Origin of the sequence: Bacillus cereus group sp. N11, assembly GCF_016483605.1 — a bacterium.
GTDB lineage: Bacteria > Bacillota > Bacilli > Bacillales > Bacillaceae_G > Bacillus_A > Bacillus_A toyonensis.
Genome location: NZ_JAEHBN010000002.1, coordinates 33,871 through 50,018, shown reverse-complemented (window position 1 = coordinate 50,018; position 16,148 = coordinate 33,871). Strand labels below are relative to the sequence as shown.

The following is a 16,148-nucleotide window of genomic DNA, read 5'->3' as shown; positions in this document are numbered from 1 at the left end:
TAAGAAACAAAAACATGAGATCATATTAAATAAGCTATACTATACACTGAAGGGAGGATTTTACAATGTCCATTAATTTTCATGATGCAAATAATAAGTACACATATGCAACTAGAAATGCCCATGTTTCTTGGGAGGAAATGATAAAAAGCATTACAGATATACAAAACAAACAAATAATTGACATAGGCTGCGGCGGTGGTATTTACACGAAAGAACTTGCTTTTATGGGAGCCAAAAATGTTGTTGGACTTGATTTTTCAAAAGAGATATTACAAGCAGCAAAAGAAAATTGTAGCGGCTTCCCAAACATTTCATTCATTCACGGTGATGCACATAGCATCCCATATCCTAATGAAACATTCGACATAGTTATTTCGCGCGCAGTTATTCATCATTTACAAGACATTCCTACATTTTTACGTGAAGCTTCTCGTATATTAAAGAAAAACGGTGTACTTATTTTACAAGATCGAACCATTGAAGATTGTACAATTCCAGGAAGCCCTGAACACATTCGCGGATATTTTTTCTCGGTATTTCCAAAACTCATTGAAATCGAATCAAAAAGAAGACCAAAAACTGCTACTATACAGCAAGAATTACAAAAGCATTCTCTTCACGTGTTCCCTTCGCAAACACAATGGGAAGTACGAAAAATACACGATTCTGTAGAAGCATTACTACAAGACTTATCTCCTCGAACCGGACGATCCATTCTATACGAATTAACAGATCATGAGCTTGCTCAACTTCTACATCATATCCAAATCGCATTACAAAACATCTCTCCTATTATTGAAAGAGATCGGTGGACAATTTGGAGCGGCAGGAAATTGTAAGGAAGGAAGCCTCACAAATGAATGTGAGGCTTCCTTCTTTCATAATCTAATTTTGCAACACTCTTGATATCCTCCACTTCTGGCCTGTGCACTCCCACACTTCGGACATACTAAATATCTAGACTGATTTGTCAACAAACTACCTTTTTGAAAGAGTAAAACTTCTGCTTGTTTAAACGAACGCGAATAATATAACCACATAAAACCAATTATAGCAATAATGCCAAATAATACTCCCATCGCAAGCATTTCAGTCACCTCTTTTGGTTTGTTCTTTCCAGCAAGTGGATTGTTTTATTATTCTCTGTAAATTCTATTAATACCTTCTTTACTCCTATAAATATCAACTTTCTCTACAAATTTTACATTTCTCTACAACTATTCACGCCTGTTTTACACTTCATCATTTCCTTCACAATAACAAATATCATCTTCGATATTTCCGCATATACATATATCTTTCAAAAAAACATATTGACTTTCAAAAAAAAACATGTGACAATACTGTCAGAATACTTGAACTAAAATTCATTGACGAGAACGAGTACGTTATAGGACTGTTCCCCAGAGAGTTGGCGATTTGCTGAAAGCCAACGTTCAGTGCGTAGCCGAAAATCATCTCCGAGAAGTAGAACCGAATGTTACAGTAAGTTCTTACCGGCTGTCCCCCGTTACAAGGAACACGTATCATGTTGTACGTTGCAAAGCCGTATACATATAGATTTATTTCTACATGTATAAATTAGGGTGGTATCGCGGGTAAATATAACTCGTCCCTTTCTTTAGGGGCGAGTTTTTTGTGTTCTTACAAATGAATTTTAAAAAAGGAGGAAAAAAAACAATGAACACTGTATCAAAAAAACATATTTTTTTCACAGGTCTTATGCTATTTTCTTTATTTTTTGGGGCAGGTAATTTAATTTTCCCTCCCATGCTTGGACAAAATGCAGGTGAAAACTTTTGGCCTGCAATGATTGGATTTTTACTAACAGGAGTTGGCTTACCACTACTTACTGTTATCGCAATTTCTCTATCAGGAAATGGAATGCAGCAACTTGCAAGTCATGTTCATCCATTATTCGGAATTTTCTTTACAGTAGTTGTATACATTGCCATCGGTCCATCCATGGGCATCCCACGTGTTGCAAATGTCGCTTATGAAATGGGGGTTAGTTCTTTCTTGCCAGAAACAATCCGCTCTAGCAGCCTAGTGCTATTTGTATATACAATCATCTTCTTTACTATCGTATTTTGGCTGAGTTTGAATCCATCTAAACTTGTTGATCGTATTGGAAATGTATTAACACCTATTTTATTACTCTCTATTTTCTTATTGTTTGTTAAAAGCGTATTTACACCACTTGGGCAATCAGGACCAGCAATGCAAGAGTATCAAACTTCTCCAATCTTCAAAGGCTTTATGGAAGGCTACTTAACAATGGACACTATTTCAGCACTTGCATTCGGAATTATCGTTGTAAATGCCATTCGCTCTAAAGGTGTGAATGATCGTAAAACCATTGCCATTGCAACAGCAAAAGCAGGATTTATTGCCGCTACCGGACTCGTACTTGTATATGGTGCACTTGGCTGGCTCGGTGCGACTAGCGTCTCTCTCGGATACGCAAAAAATGGTGGACAGCTACTTACTGTTATCGTACAACAACTATTCGGTCCATATGGTCTTCTTCTATTGTCTCTTATCGTTACACTCGCTTGCTTAACGACATGCGTTGGACTCGTATCTGCATGCAGTCAATATTTCGCAACATTATTGACTACATTCTCATATAAAGCATTCGCGAGTATCATTTGCGCATTAGGGTTACTAGTTGCTAACTTAGGTTTAACAAAAATTATCGCCATCTCTATTCCAATTCTACTTGTTGTATATCCAATTGCGATTGTACTCGTTCTCCTATCGTTACTACATAAATATTTCGGCGGTTATCGATCTGTTTATGTAGGTGCTTTATTCGGGGCAGCAGTTGTGAGCGTATTTGACGGATTAAAACAAGGCGGTATTCCAGTTTCATTTATCACACCCTATTTTGAATTTATCCCTTTATATAATGAAGGAATAGGCTGGCTAGTACCAGCATTAGCCGGAGCTCTTATCGGCCTTACTATCGCTAAGCTAAGCGGTGCGAAAAAAGTTCCCCTACTAACGGAATCCAGCGAAGCAAAAGCATCCTAAAAAAACTCCCGAAAGGGAGTTTTTTTACATTTGATAAGCAGTATGATTAAAACTGCTTATTTTATACGCTTTCGTATAATATTCAATATTTGTATCAACTGTTTCTACTTTGACAACATCATAGCAATCTTCTTGCTTTACTAAAAATAAATAATACTCTTCTGTCGCCTCAATAATTGCAATTTTATCTGTTTCAACATTATATTGTTCACAAAGCGCTTGTAATGCGTTCACATAGTCCCCTAATTTTTTAGACTTATCCATTCCGAATATAGTTTGAACTAACATATACATTCTCCCCTCTGTATGTACTGTTAACAACTTTATGATAACGCTTACATTATTTATCGTCAATAAAAAGATGCAACGATTTTACTGCCAAATCCAAATTGATGCAAGCTAATAATCAGCGAGGAATCTCCCCCGCTGATTAAAATTTCACTTTCCCCCGCATTAACGGGCAGTAAGACTCCCCCCTCAAAATTCAGCGAATACGAGGAAGGTAAGCGGGAGATAACTGCCCGTAAAAGCCCGATTGGTGAAGGCCAATAATCAGTAGGAATAACCCCCACTGATTAAAGTTTCACTTTATCATTTCGTTAATTGATGTCTAAATGCATAAATAACCGCCTGTGTACGATCACTTACATTTAGCTTATTTAATATGTTACTCACATGTGTCTTTACTGTTTTGAGGGCAATAAATAACTCATCTGCAATCTCTTGATTACTTTTCCCCTCTGCAATTAATAACAAAATTTCAGACTCTCTTTCTGTTAACTCCTCATGTAAAGGTTGTTCTTTTTTCTGGCGCATACGAGACATCATTTTGCCAGTAACTTTCGGCTCTAATACCGTTTCTCCATCATAAGTAGCTCTTACAGCGTCTGCAATATCACTTGCTCGGGATGTTTTTAATAAATAACTTGTCGCTCCTGCCTCGATAACAGGATATAGCTTTTCATCATCTAAAAAGCTCGTTACAACTACAATTTTCGCTTCTGGCCATTCTTGAATAATAGCACGTGTCGCTTCAACCCCGTCCATTTCATCCATAACAAGATCCATTAAAATAATATCTGGTCTTAATTGCAACGCTAGCTCTGAACCTTTTCTTCCATTTTCAGCTTCACCAACTACTTCAATATCTGGCTGCGTTGATAAATATGCTGATACTCCCATTCGAACCATTTCATGATCATCAACTAGTAATACTTTTATCATGATTCTCCCCCTTTCTCAATCATAATTGGCACTTTCACTTCAATTTGCGTACCTTTTGCCGGAAAGCTAAGTACTTTTAATGTTCCACCAATTTCATGAACACGCTCTTGCATTGATCGTAAACCGTATGAACCCGCTTTATTCACTCCCACTTCAAAGCCAACACCGTCATCAATAATTTTTAAAATCGCATATTGATCTATTTTACGAAGACGTACTTCCGTTTTCTTTGCCTTCGCATGTCGTAACGTGTTTGATAGAGCTTCTTGTACAATACGGAATAAATGATCTTCTACACCTTTTTTTAATTCAATTGGCTCAATTAACCATTCAATTTTCATATGTTGCTTTCTAGACAGTTCTGTTAATAATTCTTCTATACCCTCTGTTAACTTCTTACCTTCTAACTGTACTGGGCGTAGATGTAAGAGCAATGCTCTCATTTCTGATTGTGCATTTACGACCATATTTTCAACAAGTTGTAATTGTTTTTTTGTCGTGTCTGGAATTTCAGCTACTTGTTCATTAATGGCTGACATCATCATCGACATTGCAAAAAGCTGCTGACTTACTGAATCATGCAGTTCCCTTGCTAATCTATGCCTTTCTTGAGAAATCGCCTCTTGCCTCATCTCTTCATTCCAATGGGCTCGTTCATTCGTTACTTTTTGAAATAATCCCGCTTGCTCCTCTAATCGACGAGCAAGGCCGATTACTTTTCGTTCCACTTCATGGAATTCATCATCCGCAGTAAATGAAACATCGTTCGGAAAATTCCCTCGTTCTACTTCAAATAGAAACGTATTTAATCCTTGTATACGCTGCTCAATATAATAGCCGATTGCATATCCTATAATCCCCCCGATAAGGAGACTTGTGCTCATAATAAACAAGCCAATTGGAACAGAAGCGATGGATTCTTCCCATAATAAATCATAAACTTGTTGCTCGCTTTTCCATACGTACACAATTGTACAAATAAGTGCGATACTCACTGAGGATAACATCGAATAACGAATATACATCCACGAAATATTTTTTTGTTTTTTCATTATACTTTCCTCACTTCCGTATCACCTACTACAAGTGAAGAAATGATTTTTATACGACGAGGAGCTTCTTTATACTGTTCTGTTCTAAATGTAACATTACGATTAAAACCTGTTTCTTCATGCCCTGGCAGGAGTACTCGCCCAACAATTACAGAATGATTTAAAGACAATTCAATATCATACGGTACATATAAACGAATGTTACCAACGACACCTCGAATAACAATTACCGTTTCCCCCTCCGGAATCATAGCAGTTGTTAAATCAATCTCGACATCACAAGCACCATATTGGACATTAATATCTTCAAGTTCATAAATATGATCCATCATTCGTACATTACCTACGAACATATTTTTTATATACGGTTCTGTACGATATATTTGTTTTTCTTCATCTATATATCCCTTTTCTTTAATTTCAACTTTCATTACTTTTTGCTGATGTCCTTGTTGAATCAGTTGATAACCAATTAAAGCTAAACAAGCAAATACGACAAGTACAAACGCTGCTGATGAAAATAAGAAGAATAAGAATACTATACCACCGACAAATAAAAATACATTCCCTCTTACGTAACGATTCTTCTTTCGATAATGTCTTCCAAACATAAGCATAATAAATGCAAAAATTAGACCACCTGGTTCAAAATGTCCAAGTATCATATCAAGAAATAGACCGAATCCAAATATGATGAGGAGCATCCCCATTAATTGTGTTTTTGAAAAGCGCTTCTTCATTTCAGCTCCCCCCTCCTTGTCACATATACATAGAAGAAAAGGCATTGCTTTCCAACACCTTTTCTCCTATCACTATATCATAAGCCTGTTTTATAATATACTACAATTATTTTGTTACTTCTTTCGTTAACGATACTTCATTTTTCTCTTTCATTTCACGCTCAAGCTTTGCAATTTTCATATCAAATGTATCACGCTCATGCTCTTCATTTATACGAAGCTCTATGTCACGAATGTGATCTTCAATTTCTTCGAATCGTAAGAACGGATTATTTTCATCCATTTTATGAATAGCAGTATTCATACGGCGGTTTGCATGCGCCATATTTTCACGAGCCATTAATTCCATACGCTTTGCGTTCATTTCTTTTAATTTATTTTTCATTTCTGAAAGACGACGCTCTAACTCATCAATTTGCTCTACAACACCAGCATACATTTCTTCTAAGCGAGTTACTTGCCCTTCATAATACGCCACTTCTTCTAATGCACGTTCATGCAGTTGTAATTCGCCTGCTTCTTGAGCAATGATAGCTTGCTTTGATCTTTTGTTAACAAAATAGCGTGCTTGCTCAAGCTCACGAGCGAAGTTAGATTTTAATGTTTTATGACGCTGAATTAACTTCTCAATTTTTGTTATTTCACGCTCACTATCGCGTAAATATTGGTTTAACATTGCAATTGGATTTTTTCTTTCTTTCTCATCTAACACATTATGAAAATCAGCTAAAATTGCATCGCGTACACGTCCGAATAAAGATTGTTTCATTATAAATCTTCCTCTCTTCTACTTTATTTATAATTTATTGTTTTATTGGTTTATTGTTTTAGTTTTTCATTAATTTATTCCACTCATCTTCAAAGTTGCTATATGGTTTAGAACTTTCTGAAGCTGAATCAACAACTACATCTTTTTCTTTTTTCCATTCACGGTATCCGTAGTACAAAACTACCAATGCAGCGATACCAATTAATGCTGGTGAATGAGAAAGTGCAATGGATAAACCGATTAAACCAACAATGCCCCAAGCTAGCTTTCCAAAAAATGATTTAGCTCGCACAAATGATTTATAGCTCCAGTACACAACTCCTGCTCCGATTGCGAATCCTACAATACCAGCAAGACTACCAAGAGCAATTAAAGCCAAAATACCGGCCGCGATAAACGCTAGAAATTGTTTCATCTTGTGCTTGCCTCCCTTCGATTTGATACTCTTATCTTAACTATTTTTTCATTTTTCCATAACGAGCTTAAGAACCGTTTTCAACTCAGACTTAAGACCGAGATACATTCAGCCTTCTGTAAAAAACATAAGGTAGAATAGGATGATTCACTCTTTTACCACACATAAAAAAACCGTGCAGAGAATATTCTCTGCACGGTTTCAATTACTAAAGTTATCATTCATATTAAATTATGCTGTTTTATGATACTCTTTTTTCTCCGCCACTTTCGAAAACTTCGGAAATCCAATCAAAATCGAAACAATTCCACATACCCCAACTAAAATTGGATAAAATGCATACGGTAACAGTTCAATCGGAGATAAAGCAGCAAACCCTGCCGCAGTTAACATTTGAGCACCATACGGAATTAATCCTTGCACACAACATGAGAAAAGGTCTAATACACTTGCTGATTTACGGGGATCAATTTCATATTGATCTGCAATGTTTTTCGCAAGCGGGCCTGTAAAGATAATTGAAATCGTATTATTCGCTGTACACATATTCGTCATACTCACTAAACCAGCAATACCGAACTCTGCGCCTTTTTTCGAACGAATATTACGCGTTAAAAGATTCATTAAATATTGAATCCCACCATTATATTGAATTAGTTCAACCATACCTCCGATTAAAATAGCAAGTAATACTAACTCCATCATACCGCCCATTCCAGTCGTTACACTTTTAAAGAAACTCTCCAACGTGTAACTTCCATCTATAAGACCGATAGCGCCAGATAATACAGTTCCACCAGTTAACACAATAAGTACATTCCAGCCAAGTAGCGCGGTAATAAGTACTCCTGCATACGGTAAAATCTTTATCCAATCAAAACTATGAGCTTTAACCTGCGTATCACTTCCTGAAGTAATTATTACTAATAGTACAATTGTAATAATAGCAGCTGGCAATACAATTAAAAAGTTCGTTTTAAACTTATCTTTCATTTCTGTTCCTTGCGAACGAACAGCTGCGATTGTTGTATCTGAAATAAATGATAAATTATCACCAAACATCGCTCCACCAACAACAGTAGCCATCGTAAGTGCAATTGAGATATCTGTTTGTCCACTAATACCTACAGCAATCGGTGCTAACGCTGCAATTGTTCCCATTGAAGTTCCCATCGCTAATGAAATAAATGCACCTATAACAAAAATTCCAGCTACGATAAATCCTGGTGGCAAAATAGTTAACGCTAAATTAACAGTTGAGTCTACTCCGCCCATTCCTTTTGCTGTTTCAGAAAATGCACCTGCAAGTACAAAAATTAATACCATAATCATAATATCCGGATTTCCTGCACCTTTAGCGAATCTTTCTACTTTCACATTAAAACTTTCTTTACGATTCATCACCAAAGCAATTCCTACAGCAATTGAAATCGCTACAAGTATCGGCAATTTATAGAAATCACCCGTAATAATTCCAGAACCAATAAATAGCGCTAAAAATATCCCAAGTGGTAATAAAGCTAAACCATTTCCTCTCGTTTCTTTCAAAGTACCATCTCTCCCTAGTTTCAACCTTTTTTCTAATGAATAACAAAAGACCTCTTCCAACGAGAAGAGGTCTTATACATCTATAAGGAACGCTCTTCTCATCTTTCAAGCACATGCTTGCTGGATTTGGCACAGCACTCTAAAATCGAGTCCGCTGCCGAGGCATCGTAGGGCCAGTCCCTCCGCCTCTCTTTATAAGAAGGTTTCATATTTATTTTTAAATAATAATTTCTTCCCTAACTTTACTCGCTTACAAAACAAAAGTCAATTATTTTTTGTATAGATTTTTTTGGTAATTATACAAAAATATGAATACACCAATCATTTTAACTTTTCGATTTCTTTATCTAATATTGAAATCCAATAAAATTCACTATTGTTTATCGCTTCCATGATCCATTTCGTTGTTTGCCAGGCTAATTCATATTCTTCCTTTGTAACATCACTATTTTTATAAGCGTCCTCTAACTCATCTTCATCCAATACATACATCTTACCATTCGGCAATAGCACTACATCTAAATATAAATCATCAAAATACGGTAAACCCCGGTCGTCTATTTCGTATTCTTTCGTCACATCAATATAATATTGTACTAAATTCCCCTTATTATCTAACATAGCTGTAATCGCAAAGTTTTTCCCTTTTATGAAATACTGAATCCACGTATACTCATTACCTGCGATACAAATTTCTTTACCATCATATTCTTTATAACTAGGTTCTCTCACCTTTTTTATGTCCAGTATTCCTAGCATGCCCTCTTCTACCTGCTTAACCATATAATCCTTCTCTATTAGTCGCTTCCACGAAGAACCGTCACCATATTTACGTTTCATTACGCCCGCTCCTCTTCTATATATAGAAAAGCTCCCACATATATTATGTGAGAGCTTGTTCATATTATAATTAAGCTGCTTGACCCTTTTCAGATATCTCTTTTAAATAGGCTTGTCCTTTTTCAGCGTCATATTGACCTTCCCACTTAGACATAACTACAGCTGCTAAAGAGTTACCTACAACGTTAACTGCTGTACGAGCCATATCTAGAATACGGTCAATACCTGCAATAAAGGCTAAACCTTCTGCTGGAATACCTACTGTACCAAGCGTTGCTAATAATACAACGAATGATACGCCCGGTACACCTGCGATACCTTTTGATGTAACCATTAATACAAGTAATAATGTAATTTGTTGAGAAATAGATAAATCAATACCGTACATTTGTGCTAAGAAAATAGCCGCAATTGCTTGATATAAAGTTGATCCATCTAAGTTAAATGAATAACCTGTCGGAATAACGAAAGATGTAATTGCTTTCGGACAACCGAACTTTTCCATTTTCTCCATGATTTTCGGTAAAACTGTTTCTGAACTTGCTGTAGAATACGCTAAGATCAGCTCGTCTTTTAAAATCTTAAAGAATTGGAAAATGTTAATTCCAAATATTTTCGCTGTAAGTCCTAAGACAACTACAACGAAGAAGATCATCGCTCCGTATACTACAATTAGTAATTTCCCTAACGGAATTAATGAAGCTAAACCGAATGTAGAAACTGTAACACCAATTAATGCGAATACACCAAATGGTGCAAACTTCATAACTTGGTTCGTTACGTAAAACATTGCGTCTGCTACACCTTGGAAAAATTGTAGAACTGGTTTACCACGTTCACCAATTGCTGCTACACCTAAACCAAATAATACAGAGAAGAAAATAATAGCAAGCATATCACCATCAGCTAATGATTTCATAATGTTCGTCGGAACAATATTTACAAACGTATCCGCAAACGAATGACTTTGTACTTGCTCTGTCGTATGTGTATATTTAGAAATATCTGTTTTTGTTAACTTATCCATATCAACGCCTTTTCCAGGTTGGAAAATGTTCGCTATTAATAGACCCACTACAATTGCAAGTGTTGTAATAATTTCAAAGTAAATAATTGTTTTTCCGCCTAGTCGACCTAACTTCTTAACATCGCCAACACCAGCAACCCCAACAACAATACTTGCTACAACAATCGGTACAACGATCATTTTAATTAATCGGATGAAAACATCACCAATTGGTTGTAAGTACTTCGCAACTGCTGGATTATCAAAGAAAATCGCACCAACTGCAATACCTAACGCAAGACCTATTAATATTTGCCATGCAAGTCCTATTCTTTTCATATTTGTTGTAACCCCCTCTTCGATGTATCACTCTATCCCTCATTCTATCTCTATAAAACTAAGAAATTAAGAGTATTATATATTATTCGACAATTCACTACATTTTGTCCCTGTTAAAAATCATAAATCAAAAAATTAAATCTGACAACAAAATAACTTTTCCCGAACGCAAATAATTTTCTTGACAAAAATAAAACCCATGTCAGAAAACCTAACATGAGAACGATTCCTTACTAGTGTTTAATTGACTCCCTACATAATTTTTCGCTATATACAACAATTCTGTTTATTCCTTTATTTTATAAAAATACCTAAATATACCTTTATTTCGTATGTAATAAAATATAACTTTCATGACAATTACTGTTGAAAAATGATAAATTCCGACAAAACTTAGCAATTTTATAAAATTTTCTTTACATTATGATTACAACGATAGACACACTTCTTCTTATGATATATAACATTCATAGGGAAAGGAGCCAGACAACCATGAAAAAGAAATTTGCAGCGTTTAGTGTTTTAGCAGCAGGAACGATTTTTGCTTCCCCATTACTTTCACCCGTATACGCTGAAACAAATCAAGATAAATTATCTAATATACAATCAGAATTAGACGGCAAACAAAATGACTTACAAAATAAATCAGCTGAGAAAGAACAAATAGAAAAAGAAATTCAAGAATTACAGAAAAAAATCGACGAATTAACTACTTCTATTAATAAAAACGAGGCTGAATTAAACGATACAAAAAAAGAAATTAGCAAAACACAACAAGTAATTGCTGACAAAAAGAAACATATAGAACAATTACAAACAAACATAGATACGCGTCAGGAAGTTATTAAACAACGATTACAATCTATGCAAGAAAAACCACGTACAAACATCATTACAGAGGTATTAACAAACTCTGCAAACATTGCTGACCTTATTGATAATATGTACTCCGTCAGTTTAATTTTAAACAATGATACAGATATTGTGAAAAAACAAACAACTGATCAAAATGCTGTGGCGACAGAAAAAGAGGCTGTTGAGAAAAAAGAACAACAACTAAAAGAGGCCGAACAAAAATTAATCCAAAAACAACAAGAGCTACAAACAAACCAGCAACAGCAACAATCATTTATTAATGATCTACATACGAAAGTAGCAAAAGTAGATTCAGAGATTGAAGGACTAGAAGAAGCAAAAGGCATTTTAGAAAATCAGCGTCAAGCTGTTCAAAAAGCAATTGAAGAAGAAAAACGTGCAGAAGAGGCTCGTAAAGCCGAGGAAGCCCGCAAGGCAGAAGAAGCTAAACAAGCTACTACATCTGCTCAAAAAGCTCAAGCAGCTTCACCGCCACACGATACAAATACTGGCGGCTTTATTAAACCAGCAGCTGGATCAAAAACTTCTGGGTTTGGTACACGTTCTTTAGATAACCATAAAGGTATCGATATTGCCGCTTCAGGAACGGTTCCAATTATTGCTGCTGCAGATGGTGTAGTTATCCGCTCGGAATTCTCATCTAGTTACGGAAATGTTGTGTACTTATCTCACCGTATAAACGGAAAGACATACACGACAGTATATGCACATATGAGTAGCCGTTCTGTATCAAATGGACAAACTGTAAAACAAGGCACTCAACTTGGATTCATGGGGAATACTGGCCAATCATACGGGCAACATTTACACTTCGAACTTCACCTTGGAGAATGGAATGTCGGCAAGACAAACGCAGTTGATCCATCTTCATATATCGGATTATAAAAAACTCGGTGCATACCGAGTTTTTTCTTTACACTTCACACACTATAGGCATTCTACATAGACTATAACTAAATGCCTATCGTTTACGGGGTGATCAAAGATGGATACACAATTACAACAAAAAATAGAAGAAGCTAGAGAAACGTATATTGGCCGGTTATTTACATTTGGCGGCTCAGCATTGTTTTTAATCGGTTCTTTCATCGCAGTTGTCACAGCTTATAAAGCATATAATCGCTTATTAAATACTTCTACAACATAATAAAAAGACGGAGAAATCTCCGTCTTTTTATTATGCAAACATTTTAAATACACCTATCGCATTTAAAAATACGATAATTACAGTTACTGGAATAACATAACGAAGCAAGAAGAACCAAATGTTAAATAACGTCTTCCCTTTCGTTTCCGTAACTTCTAATTCTTTCATTAATAACTCTTTACTCATTTTATTTGGTACAAATAGCGAAATAGCTAGTACCCCTAGCGGCAGCAAAACATTACTTACCGAGAAGTCGACGAAATCAAAGAATGTTTTCCCAAATATTTTCACATCACTCATAATTCCAAACGATAATGCTGACGGAATTCCAACTGCAAAAATAAGAATACCAATTAATAATGATGCTGAAGGACGCTTCTTTTCATTACCTTTCGCAACAGATGCTACTACAATTTCAAGCATTGAAATAGCTGATGTTAAAGTCGCAAAGAAGAATAAAATTAAAAACATAATAAAGAAAAATTGTCCAAATGGTATTTTTGCAAATACGGCTGGAAGGACGATAAACAGTAATCCCGGTCCTTCCGTCGGTTTAACTCCTAATGCGAAAATCGCTGGGAAAATCGCTAATCCCGCAAGTACTGTAACGAAAACAGTTAAACTTACAATAGATGTTGCTGATTTCGCTAAATGTTCTTCTTTCTTTAAATACGAACTATACGTTACCATTACCGAGGCACCTACTGTTAGTGAGAAGAAAGATTGTCCCATCGCATATAAAATCGTATCTGCTGTAAGCTTTGAAAAGTCAGGTTTTAAGAAGAACTCTACTCCAGCAAAAGCACCATCAAGTGTCAACGCACGAATAATAATCGCGATAAATAAAATAAATAATAATGGCATCATATACTTACTTGCCTTTTCTATACCTTTCTCTACACCTTTACTTACGACAAAAATAGTACAAAGCATAAAGATAAATTGCGCTCCAATCGCACTTACTGGATTTGAAATCGCCTCACCAAACACACTCGCATAATCGACAACACCATTCCAGAAACTACCTGTAACACTGTAGTATAAATACAGTAAAATCCATCCACCTACAACACTATAGAAAGAGAGTACACTAAAACATGTTACAACTCCCATACGACCAATCCAAGGATATACTTTACTATTTGGCACTAATACTTTATACGCTGTAACTGCCTCTTTTTGTGTACTACGACCAATAACAAATTCTGCTAGTAATAGCGGCATCCCAATAAATAAAGTTAATAGTAAGAAGACTAGGAAGAATGCGCCTCCCCCGCCATTACCTGCAACATATGGAAATTTCCATATCGCACCAAGACCTACTGCTGCTCCGGCTGCTGCGAGTACAAAGCCTATTTTCGACGTCCATTGCTGTGTTTCTTTCATCATAAATTCCCCTTTTCTGAATATTTAAACTTTTAACAATTATACACTTTCATTTCATACTCGCACACCTCCTTTAGAAAATAAAAAAGTCCCCTACACGCAAATATGCATGTAGAGGACGATATATGTAATGTAAATACCGTGGTACCACCTCAATTGGACTGATAAATCCCACTTGTTCAAGTACAGGAATAATTCCGATACTCTATCCTTTTAACGGCGGAACCCGGGTTGCCTACTACAATGTTCAACATACCTCTCGCAAGCCCATTCTGTATATTTTATCGTACCGGGCTCACACCTTATCCCAGCTCTCTGAACGCATCAAATATACGTACTCTTCTTGCTCATCGATTTCATCTATTGAAGTTACTTGTGATTATAAATTATATTTTTATACTTGTAAAGCGCTATTTACTTTTTATCTCTTTAGAACTCTCTCCTCTAATTCTTGTAAAAACTGTTCTCTTTTCCCCTCATTTTGCACATATGCTGATTTCAATACTTCTTGTAGTAATATATGCCGTTCTTTCTTTTCTAACTGTAAGTCTTTTAACTTCACCCTTACTTCATATAAAAAATCTAAATATATTTCGTATGTTTCATCGTATTTATTCGCGATATCATCTCGAATTTTTTTTGCGAGTTTTGGACTTGCTCCTCCGGTAGAAACCGCTATATTAAGTAACCCACGATGAATCGCTGCCGGAAAGTGAACATTGCCACTTTCCGGGTTCGTAATAACATTTACCAATTGATTCTTTGCAGCATCTTCAGCAACTTGTTCATTTAATATAGAATCACTACTCGCCGCAACAACTAAAAAAGCATCTTTAATATCACTTTTTTCATACTCTCTTTGATACCAACGAATTTTCTTCTCCTCCACAAGTTTCACTAAATTTACATCTAATTCTGGACTTACTACTACTATATCCGCACCTTGTTTGAGTAAAGGAATTATTTTAAATCCGGCAACTTTTCCTCCACCAATGACAACAACCCGTTTCTTATTAACTTGCACTGTAAGTGGATACATATGAATCTCCCTTCAATAACTCCTTCGTTTTCTGAATTAACATATCTTGAACCACTTCATTTTTTCCTAAATACGGACTTATTTTTATCTCATCCAACTCATATTGACGCACTTCTTTCTCAATATGTTTCATAAGTAAGCCTGTAAATAACAAATAAGGTAATACAATAATACACCCTTCTTTTCGCTCTACAACTTCCTTTAATTTCTCCTCAAATTTCGGCTCCGCAGCTGCTAAAAAACAAACTTCTACTTTAGCAATTTTTTCTTCTGCTTGAAATAAAGTAGCGATCCGATTTATATCTTGTAAAGTTTCAGGATCGCTACTACCCCTTGCAACGAGTAAAAGTGTTACTTCATCTTTATATTCTTCAATACCACTTCCGTTATATACCGACTTTATAAGTGTCTCTGATACACCAAACGGATTACCATACGTCACTTTAATATTAGGGTATTGATTATTTAACTTTTGTAATTCAAAAGGAATATCATTCTTCACATGGCCTGCTGCTAATAAGAAAACAGGAATAGCAATAATCTCTGTCGCACCACGCTTCGCACATGTACGAAATCCTTCTTCAATAGAAGGATTCGCCAGCTCTAAAAAACACACTTCTTGAATAGTCGCTTCTATACGGCTCATACATGTCGTAATAAATTGAATTGCCTCTTCTTTCGCTGCCCTCAAACGACTTCCATGACATATATATAAGATGGCTTTCATT

At 35.8% G+C, this 16,148-nt stretch carries 17 protein-coding genes, 1 riboswitch and 2 other annotated features; of the genes, 4 read left to right on the top strand and 13 right to left on the bottom strand.

The window, feature by feature from the left end:
- The first annotated feature begins 65 nt into the window (after positions 1-65).
- A complete protein-coding gene (locus tag JDS98_RS04050; RefSeq protein WP_199633583.1) occupies positions 66-842 on the top strand; it encodes a class I SAM-dependent methyltransferase in 777 nt (258 codons plus the stop codon).
- Positions 843-881: 39 nt separating this feature from the next.
- Here the strand turns inward: JDS98_RS04050 and JDS98_RS04045 are convergent, their stop codons facing one another.
- A complete protein-coding gene (locus JDS98_RS04045; RefSeq protein WP_000880630.1) occupies positions 882-1,091 on the bottom strand; it encodes a hypothetical protein in 210 nt (69 codons plus the stop codon).
- A gap of 273 nt (positions 1,092-1,364) precedes the next feature.
- Positions 1,365-1,623 (top strand) — a binding site (T-box leader).
- Positions 1,624-1,683: 60 nt separating this feature from the next.
- Between JDS98_RS04045 and brnQ3 the strand changes: the two genes are divergently transcribed.
- Positions 1,684-3,039, top strand: coding sequence for a branched-chain amino acid transport system II carrier protein BrnQ3 (gene brnQ3, locus JDS98_RS04040; protein WP_199633582.1), 1,356 nt, complete (start codon positions 1,684-1,686; stop codon positions 3,037-3,039).
- Between the two features lie 24 nt (positions 3,040-3,063).
- Here the strand turns inward: brnQ3 and JDS98_RS04035 are convergent, their stop codons facing one another.
- The 9 genes from JDS98_RS04035 to gltP form a co-directional block, all read right to left on the bottom strand.
- The gene (locus JDS98_RS04035) at positions 3,064-3,402 is read right to left on the bottom strand and encodes a DUF3922 domain-containing protein (RefSeq protein WP_131202359.1); all 339 of its coding nucleotides are present in this window, start codon (positions 3,400-3,402) and stop codon (positions 3,064-3,066) included.
- Between the two features lie 228 nt (positions 3,403-3,630).
- The gene (locus JDS98_RS04030) at positions 3,631-4,263 is read right to left on the bottom strand and encodes a response regulator (protein ID WP_000598709.1); all 633 of its coding nucleotides are present in this window, start codon (positions 4,261-4,263) and stop codon (positions 3,631-3,633) included.
- The gene (locus JDS98_RS04025) at positions 4,260-5,315 is read right to left on the bottom strand and encodes a sensor histidine kinase (RefSeq protein ID WP_000744314.1); all 1,056 of its coding nucleotides are present in this window, start codon (positions 5,313-5,315) and stop codon (positions 4,260-4,262) included. The genes JDS98_RS04030 and JDS98_RS04025 overlap by 4 nt, the downstream gene beginning before the upstream one ends.
- Positions 5,315-6,055, bottom strand: a complete 741-nt coding sequence (liaF, locus tag JDS98_RS04020) for a cell wall-active antibiotics response protein LiaF (protein WP_000745642.1) — start codon at positions 6,053-6,055, stop codon at positions 5,315-5,317. The genes JDS98_RS04025 and liaF overlap by 1 nt, the downstream gene beginning before the upstream one ends.
- A gap of 106 nt (positions 6,056-6,161) precedes the next feature.
- A complete protein-coding gene (locus tag JDS98_RS04015) occupies positions 6,162-6,824 on the bottom strand; it encodes a PspA/IM30 family protein (RefSeq protein ID WP_000814140.1) in 663 nt (220 codons plus the stop codon).
- 58 nt (positions 6,825-6,882) lie between these two features.
- On the bottom strand, positions 6,883-7,239 hold the full coding sequence (locus JDS98_RS04010) for a lmo0954 family membrane protein (RefSeq protein ID WP_000808637.1): 357 nt from the start codon (positions 7,237-7,239) through the stop codon (positions 6,883-6,885).
- Positions 7,240-7,470: 231 nt separating this feature from the next.
- Positions 7,471-8,787: a Na+/H+ antiporter NhaC family protein gene (locus tag JDS98_RS04005; protein WP_000665472.1), complete on the bottom strand. Its 1,317-nt coding sequence runs from the start codon at positions 8,785-8,787 to the stop codon at positions 7,471-7,473.
- Between the two features lie 95 nt (positions 8,788-8,882).
- Positions 8,883-8,988, bottom strand: a riboswitch (SAM riboswitch).
- A 120-nt stretch (positions 8,989-9,108) separates the two neighbouring features.
- On the bottom strand, positions 9,109-9,627 hold the full coding sequence (locus JDS98_RS04000; RefSeq protein WP_000824636.1) for a ribonuclease FAU-1 family protein: 519 nt from the start codon (positions 9,625-9,627) through the stop codon (positions 9,109-9,111).
- Positions 9,628-9,697: 70 nt separating this feature from the next.
- Positions 9,698-10,972 carry a glutamate/aspartate:proton symporter GltP gene (gene gltP / locus JDS98_RS03995; protein ID WP_000821124.1) on the bottom strand — a complete coding sequence of 425 codons (1,275 nt, stop codon included), beginning with the start codon at positions 10,970-10,972 and terminating at the stop codon, positions 9,698-9,700.
- Between the two features lie 492 nt (positions 10,973-11,464).
- Between gltP and JDS98_RS03990 the strand changes: the two genes are divergently transcribed.
- Both JDS98_RS03990 and JDS98_RS03985 read left to right on the top strand, forming a co-directional pair.
- Positions 11,465-12,733: a murein hydrolase activator EnvC family protein gene (locus JDS98_RS03990; RefSeq protein WP_199633581.1), complete on the top strand. Its 1,269-nt coding sequence runs from the start codon at positions 11,465-11,467 to the stop codon at positions 12,731-12,733.
- 100 nt (positions 12,734-12,833) lie between these two features.
- Positions 12,834-12,995 carry a hypothetical protein gene (locus JDS98_RS03985; RefSeq protein ID WP_000380942.1) on the top strand — a complete coding sequence of 54 codons (162 nt, stop codon included), beginning with the start codon at positions 12,834-12,836 and terminating at the stop codon, positions 12,993-12,995.
- Positions 12,996-13,025: 30 nt separating this feature from the next.
- Here the strand turns inward: JDS98_RS03985 and JDS98_RS03980 are convergent, their stop codons facing one another.
- The 3 genes from JDS98_RS03980 to JDS98_RS03970 form a co-directional block, all read right to left on the bottom strand.
- Positions 13,026-14,381: a sodium-dependent transporter gene (locus tag JDS98_RS03980; RefSeq protein WP_000665454.1), complete on the bottom strand. Its 1,356-nt coding sequence runs from the start codon at positions 14,379-14,381 to the stop codon at positions 13,026-13,028.
- Positions 14,382-14,492: 111 nt separating this feature from the next.
- Positions 14,493-14,741 (bottom strand) — a binding site (T-box leader).
- Between the two features lie 61 nt (positions 14,742-14,802).
- Positions 14,803-15,420: an NAD(P)-binding protein gene (locus tag JDS98_RS03975; RefSeq protein WP_000283323.1), complete on the bottom strand. Its 618-nt coding sequence runs from the start codon at positions 15,418-15,420 to the stop codon at positions 14,803-14,805.
- Positions 15,395-16,147 carry a sirohydrochlorin chelatase gene (locus JDS98_RS03970; protein WP_097959616.1) on the bottom strand — a complete coding sequence of 251 codons (753 nt, stop codon included), beginning with the start codon at positions 16,145-16,147 and terminating at the stop codon, positions 15,395-15,397. The genes JDS98_RS03975 and JDS98_RS03970 overlap by 26 nt, the downstream gene beginning before the upstream one ends.
- Position 16,148: the final 1 nt, after the last annotated feature.